Origin of the sequence: Pedobacter sp. PF22-3, assembly GCF_026239555.1 — a bacterium.
In the GTDB taxonomy this organism is placed as follows: domain Bacteria; phylum Bacteroidota; class Bacteroidia; order Sphingobacteriales; family Sphingobacteriaceae; genus Pedobacter.
In genome coordinates, this window is record NZ_JAPIVP010000004.1 from 54,742 (window position 1) to 78,763 (window position 24,022).

Annotated in this window: 14 protein-coding genes; 3 read left to right on the forward strand and 11 right to left on the reverse strand. The window is 38.1% G+C overall.

Annotated elements, in window-relative coordinates:
• Positions 1 to 20 precede the first annotated feature (20 nt).
• From OQX63_RS06760 to OQX63_RS06780, 5 genes are all read right to left on the reverse strand, one after another.
• Positions 21 to 2,402, reverse strand: coding sequence for an ABC transporter permease (locus OQX63_RS06760; RefSeq protein WP_265850138.1), 2,382 nt, complete (start codon positions 2,400 to 2,402; stop codon positions 21 to 23).
• A 90-nt stretch (positions 2,403 to 2,492) separates the two neighbouring features.
• On the reverse strand, positions 2,493 to 4,865 hold the full coding sequence (locus OQX63_RS06765; RefSeq protein ID WP_265850139.1) for an ABC transporter permease: 2,373 nt from the start codon (positions 4,863 to 4,865) through the stop codon (positions 2,493 to 2,495).
• 76 nt (positions 4,866 to 4,941) lie between these two features.
• Positions 4,942 to 7,311, reverse strand: a complete 2,370-nt coding sequence (locus OQX63_RS06770; protein WP_265850140.1) for an ABC transporter permease — start codon at positions 7,309 to 7,311, stop codon at positions 4,942 to 4,944.
• A 221-nt stretch (positions 7,312 to 7,532) separates the two neighbouring features.
• Positions 7,533 to 8,231: an ABC transporter ATP-binding protein gene (locus tag OQX63_RS06775; protein ID WP_265850141.1), complete on the reverse strand. Its 699-nt coding sequence runs from the start codon at positions 8,229 to 8,231 to the stop codon at positions 7,533 to 7,535.
• A 150-nt stretch (positions 8,232 to 8,381) separates the two neighbouring features.
• A complete protein-coding gene (locus OQX63_RS06780; RefSeq protein ID WP_265850142.1) occupies positions 8,382 to 9,626 on the reverse strand; it encodes an efflux RND transporter periplasmic adaptor subunit in 1,245 nt (414 codons plus the stop codon).
• Between the two features lie 295 nt (positions 9,627 to 9,921).
• Here OQX63_RS06780 and OQX63_RS06785 point away from each other — a divergent pair, with 295 nt between their 5' ends.
• The 3 genes from OQX63_RS06785 (at position 9,922) to OQX63_RS06795 (ending at position 15,028) form a co-directional block, all read left to right on the forward strand.
• On the forward strand, positions 9,922 to 11,331 hold the full coding sequence (locus OQX63_RS06785; RefSeq protein WP_265850143.1) for a sigma-54-dependent transcriptional regulator: 1,410 nt from the start codon (positions 9,922 to 9,924) through the stop codon (positions 11,329 to 11,331).
• Between the two features lie 67 nt (positions 11,332 to 11,398).
• Positions 11,399 to 12,754: a sensor histidine kinase gene (locus OQX63_RS06790; RefSeq protein ID WP_265850144.1), complete on the forward strand. Its 1,356-nt coding sequence runs from the start codon at positions 11,399 to 11,401 to the stop codon at positions 12,752 to 12,754.
• 84 nt (positions 12,755 to 12,838) lie between these two features.
• The gene (locus OQX63_RS06795) at positions 12,839 to 15,028 is read left to right on the forward strand and encodes a bifunctional alpha,alpha-trehalose-phosphate synthase (UDP-forming)/trehalose-phosphatase (RefSeq protein ID WP_265850145.1); all 2,190 of its coding nucleotides are present in this window, start codon (positions 12,839 to 12,841) and stop codon (positions 15,026 to 15,028) included.
• 381 nt (positions 15,029 to 15,409) lie between these two features.
• Here OQX63_RS06795 and OQX63_RS06800 read toward each other — a convergent pair whose 3' ends face one another.
• The 6 genes from OQX63_RS06800 to OQX63_RS06825 all read right to left on the reverse strand — a co-directional run bounded on the left by OQX63_RS06800 (position 15,410) and on the right by OQX63_RS06825 (position 23,892).
• On the reverse strand, positions 15,410 to 17,194 hold the full coding sequence (locus tag OQX63_RS06800) for a glycoside hydrolase family 15 protein (protein ID WP_265850146.1): 1,785 nt from the start codon (positions 17,192 to 17,194) through the stop codon (positions 15,410 to 15,412).
• Positions 17,195 to 17,466: 272 nt separating this feature from the next.
• Entirely contained in the window at positions 17,467 to 18,735 is a 1,269-nt protein-coding gene (locus tag OQX63_RS06805) for a glucose-1-phosphate adenylyltransferase (protein ID WP_265850147.1), read from the reverse strand.
• 8 nt (positions 18,736 to 18,743) lie between these two features.
• On the reverse strand, positions 18,744 to 20,156 hold the full coding sequence (locus tag OQX63_RS06810) for a glycogen synthase (protein ID WP_265850148.1): 1,413 nt from the start codon (positions 20,154 to 20,156) through the stop codon (positions 18,744 to 18,746).
• 522 nt (positions 20,157 to 20,678) lie between these two features.
• On the reverse strand, positions 20,679 to 21,473 hold the full coding sequence (gene cobA, locus OQX63_RS06815) for a uroporphyrinogen-III C-methyltransferase (protein WP_265850149.1): 795 nt from the start codon (positions 21,471 to 21,473) through the stop codon (positions 20,679 to 20,681).
• A gap of 485 nt (positions 21,474 to 21,958) precedes the next feature.
• Positions 21,959 to 22,423 carry a hypothetical protein gene (locus OQX63_RS06820; protein ID WP_265850150.1) on the reverse strand — a complete coding sequence of 155 codons (465 nt, stop codon included), beginning with the start codon at positions 22,421 to 22,423 and terminating at the stop codon, positions 21,959 to 21,961.
• 218 nt (positions 22,424 to 22,641) lie between these two features.
• The gene (locus OQX63_RS06825; RefSeq protein WP_265850151.1) at positions 22,642 to 23,892 is read right to left on the reverse strand and encodes a sulfate adenylyltransferase subunit 1; all 1,251 of its coding nucleotides are present in this window, start codon (positions 23,890 to 23,892) and stop codon (positions 22,642 to 22,644) included.
• Positions 23,893 to 24,022: the final 130 nt, after the last annotated feature.

The following is a 24,022-nucleotide window of genomic DNA, read 5'->3' on the forward strand; positions in this document are numbered from 1 at the left end:
CCAAACGCCTCACGCAGGTGTTATTCATATTTAAGTGCATCAACGGCGTTGGCTTTGGCAACTTTAAAAGTTTGCATGCTTACGGTAACGAGTGCAATTAGTATGGAAGTGAAAAGTGCCAGCAAAAAAGGCCATGGGTTAATCGAAATTTTATAATCATACTTTTCGAGCCATTTAGCCACGAGGATGTAAGCTACCGGAATGGCAATCAGGTTGGCAATAACCACCAGCTTCATAAAATCTTTATTCAGTAGGATTAAAATATCGGAAAGGTTAGCACCTAATACTTTGCGGATGCTGATTTCTTTGCTACGCTGTTCGGCAGTGTACAAAGCCAGGCCAAGCAAACCCAGGCAGGATATAAAAATCGCAAAACCACCAAACAGATTAGATAGCACGCTTAGTAATTTTTCGCTTTGTAGTTTTTCGGCCATCCCCTGACTAATCATTTTTACCTCCACTGGATAAGCAGGGTTTAAGCGACTGCTTACCGATTTGATTGCTTCAACTGAAGTACTTAATGATTGTGCCGGATTTAATTTAAGCAATAAAGCTCTACTCGTTTTGATATTGTAATAGTAAACGGTGGGCTGTATTTTCGAAGCAAGAGACTCATTTGAATAATCCTGTACCACCCCTACCACTTTAAGCTGTGGATTATCACCCCAATGGATCACTGTACCCACCGGATTTTTTAAGCCCATGGCTTTAACAGCTGTTTGGTTGAGCAAAAGCGAGGTAGCAGTATCTGCAGGAAACCTGGGGTCAAAATCCCTGCCAGCTACAATTTTTACGCCTGTAGTTTTGGCAAAATCGAAACCGGTACTTCTATAATTAATGATAGAAACGTCGTTTTTTGGTTTACCGGGCCAAGAAATATCGCTGGTAATAGAACCACTATTGGTAAAAGAACCAGCGTATTCGGTAGCTGCTGTAATGGCTCCTGCTAGTTGTAATTCATTTTTAAACAATGCTAGTTTCTCTGGCTTAGTCCATTCGCCTTCCAGGTCGATCTGAGCGAGTGCCGTTTGATCGAAACCCAACGGCTTATTTTTGAGGTGCTGGATCTGGCTGTAAATTACAATGGCAGAGATAATCATACAGATGGAAAGACTAAACTGTAACACCACCAATGTTTTGCGGATAGATAAGGAGCCCGTTGAACTTTTAAAACCTTTAAGCACTTTTACCGGAATAAAAGAAGAAAGGTAAAATGCCGGGTAGCTTCCGGCAAGTAAGCCTGTAATCAATATCATCGATAGCAACAGCACCCAAAATGGGTAAGAACTGTAATCAATCTTAATGGAAATATTAAGCAGGTTATTAAAATAGGGCAAGGAAAGTTCGAGCGTAATGAAAGCAATGGCCATAGCTATAACTGACAACAATAGCGATTCGATCATAAACTGCCCCATAATGGTATTCCTCGTAGAGCCCAAAGCTTTGCGCACACCGACCTCCCTAGCCCGTTTTTCTGATTTGGCCGTAGAGAGGTTCATGTAATTGATGCAGGCAATAAATAATACGCAAATGGCTAGAAAAACAAATAACCGCAACTGATCTATCTTACCTCCGGCCGATTTTCCGTTCTCAAAATGATCGTACAAATGGAATTTAGCCAAAGGAAAAAGAAAAAGCTGATAAGTCATTTCTTTTAGGTTAGGTTCTTTATTTACAATAAAGTCTTTAATAGCTGTATTAGTCGCATTTAAATCGGCATGATCTTTCAGCTGTAATAAAGTTAAACAGGTAATAGCACCCCATCCGTTTTCTCGTTCGCCCGGATTTTCCTGTTCAAAGAATGCCCAGGGTTGTAAAACATCAAACCGAATGGTCTGGTTTTTAGGCAGGTCTTCAATTACTGCACTTACTTTCAAGGCGATTTTATTATCATAAGTAATGCGCTGTCCCATTGGATTTTGATTACCAAACAACTTTTTGGCTGTAGAGGCATTGATCAATATATTATTCGGTTCGGCCAATGCTGTTTCTGGATTACCATAAATAAATTTCTGACTAAGGATTTTCAAAAAACTGGGATCTGCGCTCAATGCTTCCAGTTTAAAATGATGCTGATCGTGACTGTAAAGCCTTGAGTTGCCGGGCATGGTGATGCGTGCAGCATTTTTAATACCAGGCAGTTCTATCACAGCAGCATTGGCTAACTTATTCGGCACCGCCATGGTTGTAGCCAGTTTGTCATTATATTTCAGGTTTAAAGTTGCAAAATAAACTTTCTCTGCATTTTTATACTGTTTATCGAAACTCCATTCGTAATTTACATATAGCAACAACATTAAACAACAAGCCATGCCGATGGCCAGACCACCAACATTAATTAATGTGAAGCCTTTGTGTTTCCAGAGGTTGCGTAAGGCGATTTTTAGATTTAATTTGAACATATTTTTGAGGTTGAGGGTAAAAAGGTTGAGGGTTGAGGGATTGGGCGTTTAAACCTTCCACCTTATTACCTTCTACCTTTCCGCCTTGTATTATTCGTATTTCAACGCATCAACAGGGTTAGCCCTTGCCGTTTTATAAGCCTGAAAGCTTACCGTAATTAATGCCATTAATAAAGTACCCAAGGTAGCTACAGGCATAATCCACCAAGTGATTTGCGTATGGAATTCAAAATTATTCAGCCATTTATTCATTAAAAAGTAACTCAAAGGGATCGCGATTATGATGGATACTACAATCATCTTTATAAAAGAGATCGATAGCAATTGCATTAAATTAAGTAAGGAGGCACCTAGCACCTTGCGCACACCGAATTCTTTTGTTCTTTGCTCAGCACTATAAGCTACCAGACCAAAAAGGCCCAAACAGGAAACAAAAATGGCTAGTCCGCCGAAAAGGTTAGACAGGATGCCCAAAGTTTTTTCGGCATTGTATTTTTCAGCGTAAACGTTATTTAAAAAACTAATCTCTAATGGATAAGCCGGATTTAAAGCTTTTGTAATCCTGCTGATGGTTTCCATATTACTTTGAAGACTGTTATTTTCATTTAGACGCATCGTGATATTTCCGGTTTGTTTCTTGTCAAAAAACACCACCATCGGGTTATTCGATTTATAAGGCGAATCCCAAACATAATCGTCGAAAACACCAATGATGTTAAATTTATCGCCAAAAATGGTAATGGTTTTGCCTACCGGATTTTTATAGTCAAAAATTTTAACTGCCGAAGCACTTACCATCACAGCACTTGTATCTGAAGCGAAGTTTTCTGAAAAATCTCTCCCTTTAGTTAATTTGATGCCATTGGTTTTGATAAAATCGTAAGTGGTAATGACCTGGTTAAACATTTGGTTATTTGTCGCTTTCAACATTCCTTCCCATTCTATACCCGAAAAATTTCTTCCATGATGCGATAAGCTAACTGATGATTGGAACATCGAAGTAACCGCCCCAGATTTTAGCAGCTCATTGCGCAACAGCTCATATTTTGTTTTCAGTTCCCCATCCTGCGGCATTTCTACGAGGGCATTTACATCAAATCCTACCGGCCTGTTTTTAATATATTGAATCTGTTTGTAGATAACTAAAGTGGAAATAATGAGAATGATAGCAAAACAAAACTGCCCTACTACCAATACCTGCCTTAAACTAACCGAAAATAAGCCTTTTGATTTTATTTTTCTTTTTAAGGTTTGTATGGGGTTAAAAGATGAGAGGTAAAATGCAGGGTAACTGCCCGCGATTAATCCGGTAACTAAAACTATTCCAACAATGCCTATCCAACTGGTGCCGTTGAAATAAGAGATATTCAATTTTATATTCAACAGGTTGTTAAAAGCGGGCAAAAAGATCTCGAGGATGGCAATCGAAAAAATCACCGCAATAAAAGTTAACATCATCGATTCGGTTAAGAACTGTACAATCAGCGAACTGCGGTTGGCGCCAATAGTCTTTTTTATGCCAACCTCTTTTGCGCGTTTTTCGGACTTGGCTGTAGCCATGTTCATAAAATTAATGCAGGCTATTAAAAGAATGCCGAAAGCTAGTCCAACAAACAGATAAATCTGTTCTATTGCTCCACCAATACTTTTGCCATCTTCGAACTTACCATATAAATGTAGCTTTGCCAGTGGGAACAATACCTGCGATTCCTGATTGTTTGTATTATTTTTTTTCTCTATCTGACTGATTTTTTGGTTTACCAAATCTAAGTTTGTGCCATTTTTTAACATCACCAGTGTTACGAAACTAAAATTGCTCCAGTTTAAATCTTTAGCACTTTGATCAATCGTTTCATATAAAGTCCAGGGCATTAAATAATCAAATTTATTGGAGCTATTATCAGGCCGGTCTTTAATTACGCCGGTAATATTCAGATCGAAACGGTCTTTAAAACGTACAATCTTATTCAGCACATCGGTTGTTCCAAATAATACATTAGCAGTAGATTCAGTTAAAATAACCGAATTTGGAGAATTTAAGGCGGTATTGGCATTTCCCTGGATAAACTTATAATCATACATTTTAAGGATATCTGGCTCTGCAAATTTGGATTGACGCTTAAATGCATTTTGTCCGTTGGCAATTAAATTTTTACCTCCATAATCCATTCTCGCCATATACTTCAGTTCGGGCAAACTTTGTTTAATTACCGGACCGAAAGCAGTGGTTGAGCCTTCAAAAGTTACGGAAATTTTACCGTTATCGCCCGGAATATTGGTCATCGTGGTAAAAACATTAGCCGATTCTTTAGCCTGCTTATCAAAGTTCCATTCGTAAGTAACATACAAAAGCAGCATTAAACAGGCAGCCAAGCCAATGGCCAGCCCAGTTACGTTAATAAAGGAGCTCACCTTGTTTCGCCAAAGGTTACGTAGTGCTATTTTTAAGTTAAGTCTAAACATATTATTGAGGTTTAGCGTAAAGCGTTTGGCGGTTAGCGGTAAATCCACGCTGATCGCCAAATGCTAAGCGCGTGGCTTATTCATATTTAAGTGCATCAATCGGGTTAGCCTTCGCTACCTTAACCGATTGCAAACTGACCGTTAAAACTGCGATTAAAACCGAGATGACGATAGCCAGCAGAAAGGGTAGAAATGAAATGGAAACACGGTATTCAAAAGCAGAAAGCCATTTATTGATAATAATATAGGCTAAAGGAAATGCAATTATATTTGCAATGGCAACCAGTTTTATAAAATCTTTATTGAGTAATACGAGGATATTGCCTGTACTGGCACCTAAAACCTTACGGATACTGATTTCCTTTTTGCGTTGCTCTGCCATAAAAAGCGCCAGGCCTAATAATCCTAAACAAGAAATGAAAATGGCGAAACCACCAAACCAGTTGGAAAGCGAACCTAATAATTTTTCATTTTTAAACTTCACTTCAAAAGATTCGTTCACAAATTTGCGGTTAACAGGATAATTAGGCTCCATCTGCTTTACCAGCTCATCAATTTTAGCCAGTGATGAACTGATGTTCTGATTTGGACTTAACCTTGCTATCATCACGCTGGCATCGCCATTTGTACTTGTCCTGAAAATCATCGGGGCTACTCTTTGATAAGCACTTTCTACCACAAAATCTTTTACCACACCAACTGTGGTTAGTTTTTTACCCCAGAAGGTAATCACCTTGCCGATCGGTTTTTTTAATCCCATCATTTTCACAGCAGCTTCATTTAACAACACGCTATTTGTATCATTGGGAAATTTCGATGAAAATTCCCGACCACTAATCATTTTTGTACCAATGGTTTCAACAAAATCATATCCTATTGACCTATGGTTGAAAGAAATATTCTCATTTGGGTTTTTACCTTCCCATTCTACATTTGTAGTATTATTTCCACCCTCGGTAAAATCTGTACTAAAGGAAGTGACATTGCTTACAGCACCTGAGGCTAGTAGTTGGGTTTTCAGCAATTCCAATTTAACGGCATCGTTTATTTTACCTGTTACAGCTATTTGAATCAAATTAGACTTGTCATAACCAACAGGCTTATTTTTTACGTAATTGAGCTGCTGATAAATCACTGCTGTACAAACAATTAAAGCTGCAGCAAAAACGAATTGGCCAACTACCAATACTTTCCTCACCGAAGTGGATGAATCTGTTTTAAGGGTGAAACCTTTTAAAACTTTAATCGGTTCGAAAGAAGAGAGATACAGTGCCGGATAACTGCCAGCAATTAAGCCGGTTAAAATCATCAATCCAAATAAGGTTAACCAAAATGCGCCGTTATGATAATCTATCGTTAATTTAATATCTAACAAACTATTAAAATAGGGTAAACTCACCTCAATTAAAATAAAAGCTAAAACTGTAGCGATAAATGTGATGAGCAGGGATTCTAAAAAGAACTGATTGATTAAAGATTTGCGTGTTGAGCCGATTGCTTTACGAACGCCAACTTCTTTTGCCCTGCGCTCTGACCGTGCCGTAGATAAGTTCATAAAATTCACACAGGCAATCAACAAGATGCAAAAGGCCAGCAACAAGAATATTCTAAGCTGATCTATTTTACCACCTACTGATTTACCATTTACAAAATCGTCGTACAGATGCCATTTGTTTAATGGATGCAATAGTGCTACCGACAAATTATCTTTCTGATTGCGCTTGTAAATATCATGCATTAAGTTATTTGCAGCAGAGAAAAAGTTATTATCCTGTAATTGAACAAGGGTTAAACACATGTTATTCCCCCAATTGCCATCTTTTGCCCAGGGTTCTCGTTTTTCGAACAAAGCCCATGGCATAATACATTCAAAAATTAAGCTGCTGTTTGCTGGTGCATCTTCTATTACCGCTTCAACCTTTAATACGTCCTGATTTTCCAGCTTTACCATTTTATTAATCGGATCTTCCTTTCCAAATAATTTTGTTGCGAAAGACTTGGTCAGAATAATGGTATTTACATTTTTTAGCGCTGTGGCCGCATTACCTTCAAGAAACTTATAATCCAGTATTTTAGTAAAATTCTGATCGGCAAATATCGCACTGCTATTGATCTTATTATCGCCAACGGTAATGAGTTGTTTTCTAGGATAGGTAGTGTGAGCGGCATATTTAACGCCGGGGATTTTCTCCTGCACTTCTTTAGCCATCACATTAGGTGTCCACGCCCAGCTAAAAGTTTTACCACTTGCCTCCATGTTTTGATAAACCACATAAGTTTTATCGTGATTAGAAAATTGCTTATCATAACTCCATTCATAAGCAACATAGAGCAATAAAACCATACAACTGGCTAAACCAAGGGCTAAGCCGCCTATATTGATCAGAGAGAAGCCTTTGTTTTTCCAAAGGTTGCGCAGGGCTATTTTCAGGTTTAATTTGAACATATTGTTATTGTTTGGAGATAGGTGGTTAGCGTGTGGCGTTCAAAATGCCTATCTGGTGTTTTTTACTATTTCGCCTTCCCAAATCTTCCCATCCAGGAAGATTTTTGGGTAGACTTATTATTAACTAAACTAAAATCTTTTTTGAGGTTGAAGGCAGGAAGGCAATGGTTAAAGGCTGAAATAATTCGACCGTCTACCTTACAACCTTCAGCCTTTTCTCCTTATATCAGCTCTTCGTTTCTGCTTTTATTTATTTTTTCAGATATCACATGCCCGTCTTTCAGGTTAATGATCCGGTTAGAGAAACTGGCATCGTGACTGGAGTGTGTAACCATTACAATGGTAGTTCCGGTTTCATTCAGCTCGCAGAGCAGCTCCATTACTTCGTTACCATGCGAGCTATCCAGATTTCCGGTAGGCTCATCGGCCAAAACCAATTTCGGTTTGGTTACCAGCGCTCTTGCTACTGCTACCCTTTGCTGCTGTCCACCAGATAACTGTTGAGGAAAATGGCCGCTCCGGTTCACAATATTCATTCTCTCAATAATTTCGTTTACCAATTGTTTACGTTCTGCAGCAGGAATCTTATTATAAATTAAAGGCAGTTCAATATTTTCAAAAACGGTTAATTCATCGATCAAATTAAAATTCTGGAAAACGAATCCCATATTTCTTTTGCGGAAATTTGAACGTTCCCTATCGTTAAGCGTTAAAAGTTCGGTATCGATAAATTTATAACTTCCACTTTCTGGCTTATCCAATAAACCCATCACATTTAATAAGGTAGATTTTCCGCAGCCTGATGGCCCCATAATGGAAACAAATTCTCCTGCTGCCACATGAAGGTTAATTCCATTAAGTGCAGTCGTTTCTACTTCTTCCGTTTTGTAAACTTTTTCCAGATTTTCTATTTTTATCATAGCTTTTTAGTATCAAGTATATAGTACCAGGTATCAAGACCTGATTATATTGTTAACTTTATAGTCCATTATTCAAAAACTCCAAACTCCAAACTCCAAACTCCAAACTCCCAACTCCCAACTCCAAACGCCAAACGCCAAACGCCAAACTTATTTATTAATATCCACCTGATCATATTGGTTAAACTGATCATAAGATGAAGTAATTACTTCGTCGCCTTTCTGTAAACCACCTAATATTTCATAATACAGATAGTTTTTCCGACCGATTTTAACATTTTTCTTGATTGCTTTCCCATTGTTTACCACAAAAACCCAGGAGCCACCTGTACTCTGGAAAAACTGTCCCTGAGCAAGCAGCAGCGATTTGCTATTATCAGACAAAGTTAATTTTGTTTGCAATGATAATCCACGGCGTAAACCTTCAGGTGCTGCACCTTTAAAAACCATTTCTACCTGGAACTGCCCTGCTGTAACCTCAGGGATTACTTTACTTACGGTTAAGTTATAAGTTTTACCATTAAATTCACAGTTAGCAGTTTGTCCTTCTTTTACCCGGTTAATGTAATATTCATCAACACCGGCCTGAAGTTTATAACCTTGCAACACATCTATCTTTCCGATCATTTCGTTCGAATTGTATGATTTACCGATTACCGGATCATAAGAAGAGAGTTTACCAGAAACCGGAGCTTTAATGGTCATATTTTCAATGTTCTTGCGGATCATTTCCAAACTTTCGTTCATTTGCCCCATCGATTGATCAATCTGTGCCAGTTGCATTTTACGGCTTTGATTTTCCTGTTTAATGGCCTGACGTACAATTTTCAATTTGCCTTGATAATATTCATGATCCTGGCTAGACTTGTTAAATTCCTGGAGCGTAATCACTTTTTTAGCAAAAAGCGCACTATCTAATCTATATTGACGGGTTGCTGTTCTTAAGCTATTTTCTACATCTAAAACATCCTGATTTAAAACCCGCTGATTTTGCTCTAAATCTAACCGTGATTTCCGCAACTGATTAATCTGCTCGGTTGCTGCTGTTTGACTTGAGGTATAACTCAACATGGCATTTGAATTGGAGATTCTTAATAATGGCGTTCCTTTCACAACCGAAGCCCCATTCTCAGTAAAAATCTCCGCAACTGTTCCACCTTCAGATGAACTTACAATAACGGAGGTTAAGGGAACTACACTGGCATTTAACAGTACTACATCTTCAAAATCGCCATATTCTACTTTACTGATGGTTAATTTATCGGCATCGGCACTATAAACTTTTTTGAGGGATAAAGTATAGCCATAAATTACAACTGCTACAAAAGCAATTGCTCCACCTATTAGTAACAGGCTTTTAGTGCTAAATCTCTTTTTCTCTATTTTCTTATCCATGTGTTCGGTTGTAGTATTCGGTTTCCCTTATGCCAAGCTTGTGCCAAAAGCTAAAAACACAATTAAAACACTAATAATCAACAAGTTAAAAGTTTTTATTATTTTTACCTGTTCATTATCGGACAGTTGATGTGCGGGAGCGGACAGTTTGAGTAAATTTACCCTCCATTCCCTAAAGGGGGAATTTATATGGAAGGTTGAAAATGACATTTCAAAAGAAATTGCACTCGAAAACGGCATTTAAAAATAATATAGCCATATTCAAATAATTGAAATTTTAATTATAAATTCTGGTATGAACAATAGAAAGGAAAGCTCCCCTTTAGGGGCTGGGGGTTTAGACGCCACAGTTTTAATTATTGATGATGATGACGATATCTTACTGAGTGCCCGTTTGTTTCTAAAACAGCAGGTTAAGCAGGTAATCACTTGTAAATCGCCTAAAGAAATCAATGTTTTATTGAGTAAAAATGAGGTAGATATCATCCTGCTGGATATGAACTATCAAAAAGGTGCCAGTGATGGTCGCGAGGGATTATATTGGCTCGAACACATTTTATCTATCGATAAAGATTATGTAGTGATATTAATGACTGCTTTCGGTAATGTTGAACTGGCCGTAAAAGCCATAAAAAAAGGCGCTACCGATTTTATTCTTAAACCCTGGGAAAATGAAAAACTATTTGCTACCATTTCATCCGCTTCTAAACTACGCGAATCGACCAAAAAGGTAAAAAAGCTGGAAAAAATACATTCATCGCTCCAAAAAGACCTTACCCGTGGTTTTGAGAATATTGTAGGCCAGGCTGATGGCATAAAGCACTTACAGGCCACGTTGGTCAAAGTTGCACCTACAGATGCAAATGTGTTAATTTTAGGCGAAAATGGCACAGGAAAACAGGTTTTTGCTTATGAAATCCATGGTAATTCGCAACGCAAAAACCAGGTGTTTATGCATGTTGATTTAGGTGCTTTAAATGAAAATTTATTTGAGAGCGAATTATTTGGTTATGCTAAAGGTGCTTTTACCGATGCAAAAGAGGATAAACCCGGGCGTTTCGAACTTGCAGATGGTGGAACAATTTTTTTAGATGAGATTGGAAATTTAACGCTACCGCTTCAGGCCAAATTATTAAGCATTTTACAGAACCGTACAGTTACCCGTTTAGGCGAAAGCAAAGAACGTAAAGTAAATGTACGCCTAATCACTGCCACCAACATGCCACTAAATGAAATGGTAGCTAAAAACACGTTTCGGCAAGATTTACTTTTCCGTATCAATACTGTTGAACTCTTATTGCCACCATTACGGAAACGCGGAACCGATATTTTATTACTGGCGAATCATTTTATGCAGGTTTTTAGTTCAAAATACCATAAAAATATACAAAAACTAAATAATAAGGCTCAAGAAGCATTATTGCAATATAAATGGCCAGGCAACGTACGCGAGTTACAACACGTTTTAGAAAGAGCCGTTATTATGAGCGATGGTGCTGATATTACCGAAGATGATTTGCAGTTAAGCCCACAACGCTATGTACAGAACAATACCATACCAGATGAAATGGCTCTAGAGGATATGGAGAAAATGATGGTACAGAAAGCCATTGATAAACACAAAGGAAATATATCAAAAGCCGCAGCAGAACTGGGTTTAACACGTGCGGCACTTTACAGAAGAATCGAAAAATTTGGAATCTAAGCTGAAAGCTAAAAGACCAAAGCTTAAAGCTTTAGTCTTTCGCCTTTAAGCTTTCAGCTTTAAAAACATGTTCTACCAACGCTTTACCTTCCGTTTAATATTCCGCTTGCTGATCATCAATCTGCTGGGCTATCTTTTGTTCTACCTCATCAAAAACACCCAGCTCTGGTTTACCATCATAGGGGTTGCAATGATTTTATTGGGTACTATTATCTCACTTTACTACTATATCAATCAGATCAGATCGGATATTAACCGTTTCATTTTAGCCGTAAAAACAAGAGATCATACCTTAAACTTTAAAAACAAGGCAACTAAAGGCAGTTTTCCGGAGTTATATGAGTCCTTTGGTGATATTTTACTGGTACATAAACAGATCAGGTTGGAACAGGAAGCCATGTTTCAGCTGATCAAAACCATTCTAGAGCAGGTTCCTGTTGGTGTAATAGTAGTGAGCAATACAACAGCAGAAAAAGATGACGAAATTGCCTTTTTTAATCAGGCAGCTTCTAACCTTTTGGGTGTACCCGCCTATAAATATTGGCATCGGTTAAAACAACATCTTCCCATATTTGGAACAGAAATAGAGCAGATTTTAACAGGTGGAAAGCGGTTTCTGGAACTTAAAATCCAGGATAAGCTGATCCAGTTGTCTACAGAGGTTATTCCCTTAAACCTTTACGGGAAGAACTATTTCATCATCAGTTTTCAGAATATTAAGGATGAAATTGAGCAAAAAGAAACGGAAGCCTGGAACAGGTTGGTTGGCGTTATTTCGCACGAAATTTTAAATTCCATCACCCCCATCAGCTCGTTATCAGATACGATCAATAAAATGGTAACCGATAAAGAGAATTTAACAGAAGATGAAATGGACGATCTTCGAACAGCGCTGCACACTATCCAGAGGCGTTCGTCTGGTTTATTGGATTTTGTAAAAGATTACCGCTTAATTGCTGAACTGCCCACGCCAAACCTCGAGCCACATACCATTGGCGAAATATTAAAACACATTAAGGTGCTGATGAAGCCATTTGCCAAAGTTAAAAATGTAGTACTGGATGTAGAACAGACTTCATCAAAAATCACCATTCAGCTGGATCTGAAATTAATAGAACAGGTATTGATCAACCTGATTACCAACAGTATTTATGCAGTCGAAAATAAGGAAATGCCTTATATAAATGTAAATTATCGTTTAGAAAACACCAAACTGTATATAGATGTTACCGATAATGGAAGAGGCATAGGTGCTGCTGATCTGGAAAAAATATTCGTTCCATTTTACACCACCAGGAAAAATGGATCGGGCATAGGATTAACCATTAGCCGCAACATTATGAAGATGCACAGAGGCAGCATCGAAGTAGTTTCTACTCCTGAAAGTAGTACAACTTTTTCGTTGGTATTTAATTACGTTTAATCATCTGAATGTTTTTTTGACCTAAAAATTCAAACAAAACCAATTTGATATGCTTTTAAAGATGTAGATACATCAAATAAGAGCATGAAGACAGTTATAATATCGAACAGACTCCCCGTTAAAATCATCGAAGAGAATGACGAATACACGTTTATTCCCAGCGAGGGCGGCCTTGCCACCGGCCTTGGCGACGTATACAAATCAGGCAATTCCATCTGGATCGGATGGCCAGGAATTGAGGTTCCGGCAGAACGCCAGGAAGAAGTTACACAAAAACTCGCCGAATTAAACCTCTATCCGGTTTTTCTCACCCAAAACGAAATTAACTTATATTACGAAGGCTTTTCTAATGAGGTATTGTGGCCTGTATTTCATTATTTGGTTACTTATGCTCATTACGAACAAAGTTATTGGGACTGCTACCAATCTGTTAATGAGAAATTTGCAAAAAGTGCCATGCAGGTATTGGGTAGAAAAGATAAAATCTGGATTCAAGACTATCAACTGCTCCTTTTACCAGGTATTTTAAGAGAAAAACTCCCAAATGCTACCATCGGTTTTTTTCAGCATATTCCTTTTCCATCATATGAAATTTTCAGGTTAATCCCTTGGCGGGAAGAATTGTTAAATGGCCTTATAGGTGCCGATTTAATCGGTTTTCACACCTACGATGATGTACGACATTTTATCAGCACAGCCACACGTTTGCTTCCCGTACATTCATCATCAAACGTACTAAATAGTCAGGAAAGGCAAATTGTGGTAGAAGCTTTCCCAATGGGGATTGATTTTGATAAATTTTCGGAATTACCAGCCACAGAAAAAGTAAAAAAAGAAGTTGATTATTTCAGGGCAGGGAAAGAAGAGATGAAAGTAATCCTTTCTATCGATCGTTTAGATTATAGTAAAGGCATACTCGAAAGATTGAAAGCGATGGAATTATTACTTCAACACCATCCCGAATATATTGGCAAAATCGAACTTTTCATGATTGTAGTCCCTTCAAGGGATACCGTGCCACAATATAGTGAACTAAGAGATCAGATTGATCAGTTTGTTGGAAATTTAAATGCAAGGTACCGCTCCATGAACTGGATTCCCGTAAATTATTTTTACCGCTCATTCCCCATTGAAGTACTTTCTGCACTTTACGCTACGGCCGATATCTGCCTGGTAACGCCTATGCGCGATGGAATGAATCTGGTAAGTAAAGAATATGTGGCCAGCAGGAACCAAAATGATGGTGTATTGATTTTAAGCGAAATGGCCGGTGCCTCCAAAGAATTAACTGATGCTGTAATTGTTAACCCAAATAATATGGGCGACATTATGGAAGCAATTGTGACTGCTCTAAAAATGCCTTTGGAAGAGCAAAAGCAACGCATGACAGCCATGCGGGCAATAGTAGAAAAATTTAACGTTAAACATTGGGTTAACAATTTTATTTTAAGATTAAACGAAGTGAAAGATTCTCAAAAATCATTATTAACCAAACATGCAGTAAATTCGATTAATGAAGTAATTGCTGCTAAATATGCGAAAACAAGCGATAGAGTTCTATTTTTAGATTACGACGGCACACTGGTAGATTTTACCGGAAATATTGATGATGCCTCTCCTGATGACGAACTTTATGATTTAATTGAAAACCTGACCATTGATCATGCCAACAAAGTGGTGATTATTAGCGGAAGAAGACATGAAACACTGGAACAATGGTTCGGACATTTAAAGGTTGACCTTATTGCTGAGCACGGTGCATGGCAAAAATCGCATGGAGATAAGTGGAACAGTTTACCCCTGCTTACCGACCAATGGAAACAGGAAATAAAGACATTATTAGAAACCTATACAGACCGTACTCCAGGATCGTTTATTGAAGAAAAAAGTTATTCATTGGTGTGGCATTACCGAAAAGCGGAAGAGGGATTAGGTGATTTAAGAGCCAATGAAATTGTTAGCCACATGAAAATCCTTGCTGCAGATAAAGGCCTGCAGTTAATGCCAGGTAATAAAGTAATCGAGTTTAAAAATATAGAGGTTAATAAAGGAAAAGCTGCTTTAAACTGGTTATACGATAAAAACCCTGATTTTATTCTGGCATTAGGCGATGACCATACTGACGAAGATATTTTCAAAGTATTGCCAGATGAAGCCTTTACCATAAAAGTTGGCAATAACATTTCGGAAGCAAAGTACTACCTGAATGATTTTAGAGAGGTTAGAAAGCTGCTTTGGAGTTTGGTGAAGGAAGAATTTGTGGAGCGGGGTTAACTTCTCGGTAGCGTCATCCCCAGCTCGATTGGGGATCTTAATGCTTATTGCTTTAAGATTCCCGTATGCACGGGAATGACGTAACTTAAATAGAAATATTTTTATAAAACCAGGGTCTGTGTCTCCACAGACCTTTTTTAACAACTATAAGTTAAAAATAAATTATAATAACTTTGACAACTTTAATATGCATTGTGCACTTAAAGTTGTCAAAGTTTTTTACTAAATAAATCGTCATTTCGAGCAGCGTGCAACGCAGTTGAGAACCCGAAGGCGCTGCGAAGCAAAATCTATATTGAGAAATCTTGCTGGATAGATCTCTCCATTCTACTGCATTCCATCCGATAGCTATCGGATCGAGATGACGAAACATTTAAGATGTTACAAAAATATCGGTCTATCCAGTTTAATTGCAATACGGTAAGCTGCATTCATTAAACCTACATGGCTATAAGCTTGCGGGAAATTACCCCATTGACTACCTGTTTTAGCATCAACATCCTCGCTGAACAGAAGCAAATGATTACAATATTTAATGATGTTTTCGAATTCTTTAATGGCTTCATCAATACGCCCTACACAAGCTAAAGCCTCCACGTACCAAAAAGCACAGATTAAAAACGTTGTTTTTGGTTTACCGAAATCGTCGGCATGTATGTAGCGATAGAAAAGTCCATCTTCAGTTTTCAGTTCTTTTTCTAATGCAATTAAGTGATCTTTTGCCCGATCAGAAGCCGGATCCAGGTAATTCATCATAATCAACTGTAGCGTGCTGGCATCTAAATGCGGGCTTCCTATGGCGTTGGTATATACTTTTCTTTCCGGATCATAGCAGGCTTCTATATGTGCTGCTGCCTTTTCAATTAGAATTTCTGCCCGCCTTTCGAAATCTTCATTACCGATGGTTTTAGCCATTTTTAGCGCGGCCTGAGCGCCAGCCCATTGAAACAGGTTACTATAACAATGCACATTGGCAATATTTCTGAATTCCCATATCCCGGCATCCTTTTCATCAATGGTGCGCTCAATTTTAGAAAGTACACTTTCAATCCACTTTACCGAATCGCCACGTTCCGAAAAAACAAAACGATGGTCGGTATACAGTGGCAACATAGAGATTAAAACCTGCCCATAAATATCATTTTGAATATGTTCGTAAGCCTGGTTTCCTATCCTGATCGGCTTTTCGCCTTTATAACCTTCCAAATGATCTAACGTACGCTCGGTAATTTGTCTTTCGCCTGCTATGCCATACAAGGGCTGGTAACGTACGTCTTCAGCCTGAGAAATATCAGACAGGTAATTAAAATACCGTTCCATTTCTTCAAAATGCCCGATATGATTTAAAGAGGTGAGCACATAATGCGAATCGCGTAGCCAACAATAGCGGTAATCCCAGTTTCGGGTACTACCTGGCGATTCTGGCAAACTGGTTGTGCTTGCAGCTATAAAGGCACCAGTGTCTTCATATTGGTGGATTTTTAGAACCAAGGCCGATCTAATTACAAATGGCTGGTAAAAACCTGCTATCGACGAATGTTTAATCCATAAACGCCAATAAGAAATGGTTTCTCTTAAAAAATTCTCTGCTGTACTAACTATTGGAGCCTCTAAATTTTGTCCATAAGTCATCACCAGGTATTTAGGCTCATTCAGTACAAATGCTTTTTCGTCAAAAATATACGTTAGCGACACATTGGTGCTTAAGCGGATATTTTCATCGCAACCCAGATAATCAATATGATTGCTGCCCCTGCTTGATCGCATTTTACTTTTTCCATAATCACAAACCGGCTCACACTTAATGGTAATACGCGGATTGCCTTCCAAAGGTTCGATCTTTCTGATAAACATCAGCGGTTTAAAATAGCGATCGTATAAATGAAAACGGGGTGCAAAATCTGTTATTCGGTATTTCCCATCTTCAGCGGTAATCTCTGTCCTTAAAACATTCGTATTTTCGATGTAATATTGATCAGAAGTGAATTCGCCCTGTGGCAAGATTGAAAATTCGCCACCTTTTTTCTCATCCAATAAATTGCCAAATACAAAAGGGCTATCAAAGCGTGGCCAGCAAAGCCAAGATATATTAGTGTTTTTATTTACGTGAGCAATGAAAGCGCAATTTCCTATAATTCCTGTTTGATAAAGGTGCTTTTCGGTCATAAACTATTTTTTGTTTATGTACTAACAAGCTTATGGGGAAAATGTTGGTAGAAAAAGAAAAAGACCTTCTAGGTTTAACTAAGGCTGTCATTCTGAGTGCAACGAAGAATCTGCAAGCCAGGAACCACACAATTGACCTCACAATATTATTTAGACATTTTGCTTTCAAAGATTCTTCACTTCGTTCAGAATGACAAACAAAAAGACCTCGCAGGCTTTAAAACCTACGAGGTCTGGAAAGATTCTTCTCTGCAGTCAGAATAATAGTGTATCTAAATCACTGTGCCACTTGGTACCACTGCTCCCTTTTTAATTACCACTATACCATCTTTAACAGCGTAAAGTTCAAAGTCTCCATCTTCTAAATGGTCGCCTCCATTAATTTTAACATCGTTTCCGATACGACAATTTTTATCGATGATGGCATTGTTAATAAAACAACGGTCGCCGATACCGATCAAAGAATTCCCTTTATTGTTTTCTTCCTGTATTTCTTCCAAAGTCTGGTACCTGTCGCTACCCATAATATACGCATTGGTAATTACCGTATCCTTTCCAATTCTCGAGCGAATCCCTAAAACAGCATGTTCTACCCTGCTGGCCTGTATAATACAGCCTTCAGCAATAATGGTTTTATCTAACGTAGTACCCGAAATTTTTGATGGTGGTAACATCCTTGCCCTGGTAAAAATAGCATGGTTACTATCAAACATATTAAATTTAGGTATTTCATCCGTTAGGCCTAAATTGGCTTCGAAAAAAGATGAAATGTTACCAATATCGGTCCAATAACCTTCATACTGATAGCTTAGAACTCTACTCTCTGTAATGGCTCTTGGCAAAATTTCCTTACCAAAATCTTTTTCCTCTTCGTTCTCGTTTAAAATATTGATCAGATAATCGCGGTTAAAAACGTAGATACCCATCGATGCCAGAAAGTTACGTCCTTCGCCTTGCATTTCTTCACCTGTATCAGAAACCCAATCCTCCAAGCCGGTTTTTGGTTTTTCGATAAAAGAAGTGATCATGTTCTCTTCATCAGCCTTTAAAATACCAAAATCAGTAGCATCTTTAGCCGTTACCGGAATGGTAGCAATGGTAATCTCGGCATTGGCTTCGATATGTTTCTCAATCATATCTTTAAAATCCATCTGGTAGAGCTGATCCCCGGAAAGAATTAAGATATAATCAAACTCGTGCGAAACAATGTGATGCATACACTGGCGGACAGCATCTGCCGTACCCTGGAACCAGCCAGAGTTTTGCACGGTTTGTTCAGCAGCCAAAATATCAACAAAAGCCGTACTGAAATGACTAAAATGATAGGTATTTTTAATGTGTTTATTAAGTGATGCCGAATTAAACTGCGTTAACACAAACATGCGATGAATACCCGAATTGAGACAGTTCGAGATTGGAATGTCTACCAAACGATATTTACCAGCTATCGGAACTGCCGGTTTAGAACGTGTTTGTGTTAGTGGCGATAATCTAGAGCCCTGGCCACCGCCAAGGATAACGCCTAAAACTTTGTCAGTCATGCTTAAGCTTATTTTAAATTTTGGTATAATTCTATATAATTCAAGGCTGCCCTGTCCCATGAATGATCGATTTTCATCATGGTTTTTCTTACAGCTTTAAAGGCTTTTTTATCATTGTAAAATGCAACTGCACGGTTAATGGAATGTGTAACATCCCAAATACTCGTTTGATCATGACAGATCCCGAAACCATTGTCGCCAATATCGATTACGGTATCTCTCAACCCACCTACCCTTCGCACAATCGGAACGGTGCCATAACGCAAGGCATATAATTGATTTAATCCACAAGGCTCCACTCTTGATGGCATGATCAGGAAGTCTGCACCAGCATACATTTGATGCGAAACCTGTTCATTATACCCGATATAAGCATTGTATCTGCCGCCAAAGAAATCCTTCAACTGGTTTAACCTTCCTTCTACCCAACTATCTCCCGAGCCTAAAACCAGAACATTGATGTTATCGCCATGCTGTTGCAAAGCGGTATAAAAAATGTCGGGTAAAATATCGGCACCTTTTTCATCAACCAACCTTCCGATAAAAGTAAAAAGTGGTTTGGATGAATCTAATTGAAAAACATCACAGAGTGCTTTTTTGTTTGCCAATTTTCCAGCTTCAACTGTTTTTAAATTGTAACCTTTGTTCAACATCGAATCTGTCTCTGGATTCCAGACTTCGTTGTCAATTCCATTTAATATTCCCACTGATTTCCACCGTTCCTGCCTCAACAAACTTTCCAGTCCGCGTGCCTGTCCCATCATTTCTTCCAGGTAAGTTGGTGATACCGTGGTTACTTTCCAGGCACATTTAATAGCCGAAGCCAAAGGATTTATCGCATCATCCCAACCTAATAAACCGCCTTTCCATAAATCAAATGCTGGCAAATAGTACAATTTATCCCACCCAAACTGTCCCTGATATTGTGCATTATGAATGGTTAAAACCGTTGGCACACCACTAATTGGCTTATATTTTACGCTATTTGAAACCATAAAAGGAATTAAACCAGTATGGTGATCGTGACAATGAATTACATCAGGGCGATGCTCCCATTGTACAATCCAGTCTAGTGTAGCAATCTGGAAAGCAACAAAACGTTCTGTATCATCGCTGTAACCATAAACATTCGGGCGATCGGTTAAACCCTGTATATGAACCAGGTATAAATCGAAACCCAGTTTATTGGTCTTTTCTTTTAAAATACGGTATTGAAAGTGGTTATTCCCGTAGTTTGCCCAGGCATCATACGTAACTTCAAATTCGCTTTCGCGGATAAATTTGGTATCGTAGGCAGGTACAACAACTTTGGCAATATGGCCTAGTTTATTCTGATATTTTGGTAAAGCCCCTACTACATCGGCTAAACCACCAACTTTTGCAACAGGGTAACACTCGGCGCTTATATGTATAATTTCCATCAACTATTTGGTGTAGATAACCCAAGTAAGTTACTAATTGTTTTGAGCTTTGCAAATAATGTAAATTATATTTTTAGTTGATTATTTTAAAGGAAAAAACCTCATCTCGACTAAAGCAAAGCGGCATGGAGAGATAAAATTCAGATATTTTTTTTATTAGAAAGTGAATGTTTGGTTCTTTGTGGCGGCCTGTAGCCCTGCTTTACGCTATAAGTCCTCGCTGCGCTCCGGGCTTCCGCTCCAATCAGGCTTATTAACAGCGTTGGTTTCTATCAAATGCAGGAAATGTAGTTTTTCAGGGATGATCATCTTAAATCTGCGGGAACAAACGGTTAATAATTTCCTGCTGATTCCACAGATAAACGAATAGGATTTCTCTTAACAGTTATTTCTACAAAGCCCCTGAAACAAGTTCAGGATAACGTCTATTTAATCTTAAATATGCAGAAACAAAAAAAACCGCTTAAATCCATAAACGGTTTTTAACAACAAAACAAATATATTTTTTTGGTTTAAAAATAGCTAGTATTCTTCGGCGATAATCTCGTAAAAATCGCGAATGGGTTGAAATTGAGGGTGTAAGGATACTACATCACCAAAAACCAATAAAGCCGGTGCCGTTATTTTTTTATCTTCAACAATCTCGGCAATCGTATCAACAATACCTACTGCAATTTTTTCTTCTGGTGTAGAACCATTTTGAATCACAGCTACAGGTAATAAATTTTTATTTTCTGCCTGAAAGATGGCGGCAATCTCTTTTACCTTTTCAATCCCGTTTAAAACAACAATGGTGGCTTTCGTTTTCGCAGCAATATACAAATCCGCTGAAATTTCACCTTTAGAATTTGTTCCGGTTACCGCCCAGAAACTTTCGCTCAAATCTTTATAAATCATCGGGATCTTCTGTAAACTTGGAGCACCTGTTGCACTCGAAATACCCGGAATAATTTCAGTAGGAATACTGTAAGATTCTGCCGCATCTATTTCTTCATATCCTTTCGCAAAGAAAAACGGATCGCCACTTTTTAAACGTACAACATGGCCATAGTTTAAAGCATAATCAACAATTAGCTTGTTCACCGCATCCTGAGAGAATGATTCATTATCACTAAGCTTACCTACATAAACTTTTGGAATACCATCTGGCGCATGACATAACAAAGCCTCGTTCACATTTGCATCATACAAAACAACATCAGCTGTTTTTAATGCTTTAACCCCTTTTAAACTGAATAAATCCGGGTCACCAGGACCTGCACCTATTAAAGTAATTTTTGGTTCAATGTTCGCTTTTTTTACTTTATTCAAAATCATAACAGATAATTTAAGCTTGTTATACGTATGTCAACAATACAAATATATAAAGTCTATGGGAATTGTAGTAATTTATTTTAAAATATTTTTCTTTACTGTCATTCTGAACGAAGTGAAGAATCTTCTAAAAGTGGTTTTTAGCATCATGATATCCTTTAACTCCGTTCAGGATGACAAATTGAGCTAAATAAAGCAAAACCTTCATCTTCTGTATCTGAACCGGAGCGACAGAAAAATAGGAAATAAAATTAGGTCTTAGCTGGATGCCAAGACCAGATATTGTATTATAAGTAAAAAATAGCAATAAATTTTCGTTATCTCGATCCGATAGCTATCGGATGGAACGCAGTAGAATGGAGAGATCTACACATTAAGATTTCTCGACTGCGTTACACTTCGCTCGAAATAACGATACCAAAGGGATGAACTATAGAAACCTTGACTTAAAAGGTCCTTCGCTGTGCTCAGGATGACAATATTGGGGTTTATTTACAATTTACTTCTGAAAAGGTAAATTTCCCGGCTTCATAATTAATGGGTTTCCCTTTAACAAAATACGATCTGCCCAAAGTGGTTTCAATCTGCGCAACACCCATAATGAGTTTACCATCTTTCCTTAAAAAGGCCAATGGATTGGTAAATGCCTTTGTAGTATCTTTACCCGTATTAAACCGATAATCGACCAGTAAAGTGTCGCCATTAAACTTACCGCTTATCTTGCCGTTATTTTGAGGCTTGTCAGCATACTTCACCAGTAATGAACCGGTTACTTTACCAGATGCCATAGTTTTCACTATCATAGCGGCACTGTCTTTTTCAAAAAAAGCGGCATAACAGGTTTGATTGATTACCGAATCCTTTTTTGCGGTATCAGCCTTTTTATCTGATTGGTTACAGGCAAAAATAAATGGAACAGTAGCAAAAACGAGGTATAAAAAATTTCTTTTCACGTGGTTTGTAATTGGGATTTCAATTTATAATGTAATAAGCTGATGAAAATTTTTAACCATTTCCATAAGTTAAATATACAAAAAACCCTTTTACGAAAAACGGGGCTACCTTTGGTGCCCCGTCGAAATTGCTTTCACTTTAGATGAATCTAAAGCATTCATTATTATATTTGGTGATTATTCCCCATCATCCATCTTACATTATTCCATCTTACACCTTACTCTACTGCTGCCCTGAACATCAGCGCGCCAATGGTTAAATTAGTCCGGGTATCAACCAAAATAGCAGAACCATTTGCACGGTTATCATCATATAAATCAAAAGCTAAAGCATCAGCGGTTTTAATAATCACGCGACCAATATCATTTAGTTTAAATTCTTCTGCAGCATGTTTCTCTAGTGTATTGATATCTACCTTATGCAGAATTTCGCTGATTTTACATTTAGTAATTTTGCTATTATGCTGAATGTTGTACATTATCGAGGTGTCCAGGGCACGGGTATCCATCCAGCAAAGATCTGCCTCAATCAATTTTGTTTCCTGTGGTAATGCCGAAGCATTTACAATCGTATCGCCACGGCTAATGTCTACATCATCCTTTAAATGGATAATAACCGATTGACCGGCATGTGCTGCATCAAGTGTTTGATCGAAAAACTCAATCTTCTCTACAATAGAGCTGGCTCCTGAAGGAAGAACAGTAACCTTATCATTTAAATTAAAGGTTCCGCTCAATACACGTCCGGCATACCCCCGGTAATCATGCAATTCTGCTGTTTGCGGACGAACCACCCATTGTACAGGCATGCGGGCCAATTGCGATTTGTCTAAGCTATCGGTATCTACTTTCTCTAAGAAATGCAGCAAACTTTCGCCCTCATACCAATCCATGTTTTCAGATGTCTGAACCACATTATCTCCTTTTAATGCACTCACCGGAATGTAGGTTACATCAGTCAGTTTTAACTGTTGTGCCAGGATTTTGTATTTCTCTATGATTGAATTGTAAATGGTTTCGCTATAATCAACCATATCCATTTTGTTAATGCAAACCACTACATGTTTAATGCCCAATAAGGAAACAATATAAGAGTGACGGATAGTCTGCTCAACTACACCGTTACGGGCATCGATCAAAATAATGGCCAAATTAGCTGTGGAAGCTCCCGTAACCATATTTCTGGTATATTGAATGTGGCCTGGGGTATCGGCTATAATAAATTTACGTTTTTCTGTCTGAAAGTATTTGTAAGCTACATCAATGGTAATACCCTGCTCGCGCTCTGCTCTTAAACCATCGGTAAGAATGGCTAAATCTATTGTTCCATCGTCATTTTTGCGGTTAGAGCTCTGCAAAGCCTCTAATTGATCGGCTAAAATAGAATCTGTATCATATAACAAACGGCCAATTAAGGTACTTTTACCATCATCTACGCTGCCTGCTGTGAAAAATTTTAATATGTTCATTTTTTTTTAGATTTGAGATATGAGATAATAGATATGAGACGGATGCAAGATTCTCAAATCTCACGTCTCCCTTAAAATAATAGATATGAGATTAGACAGATGCAAGGTTCTCAAATCTCACATCTAAAAT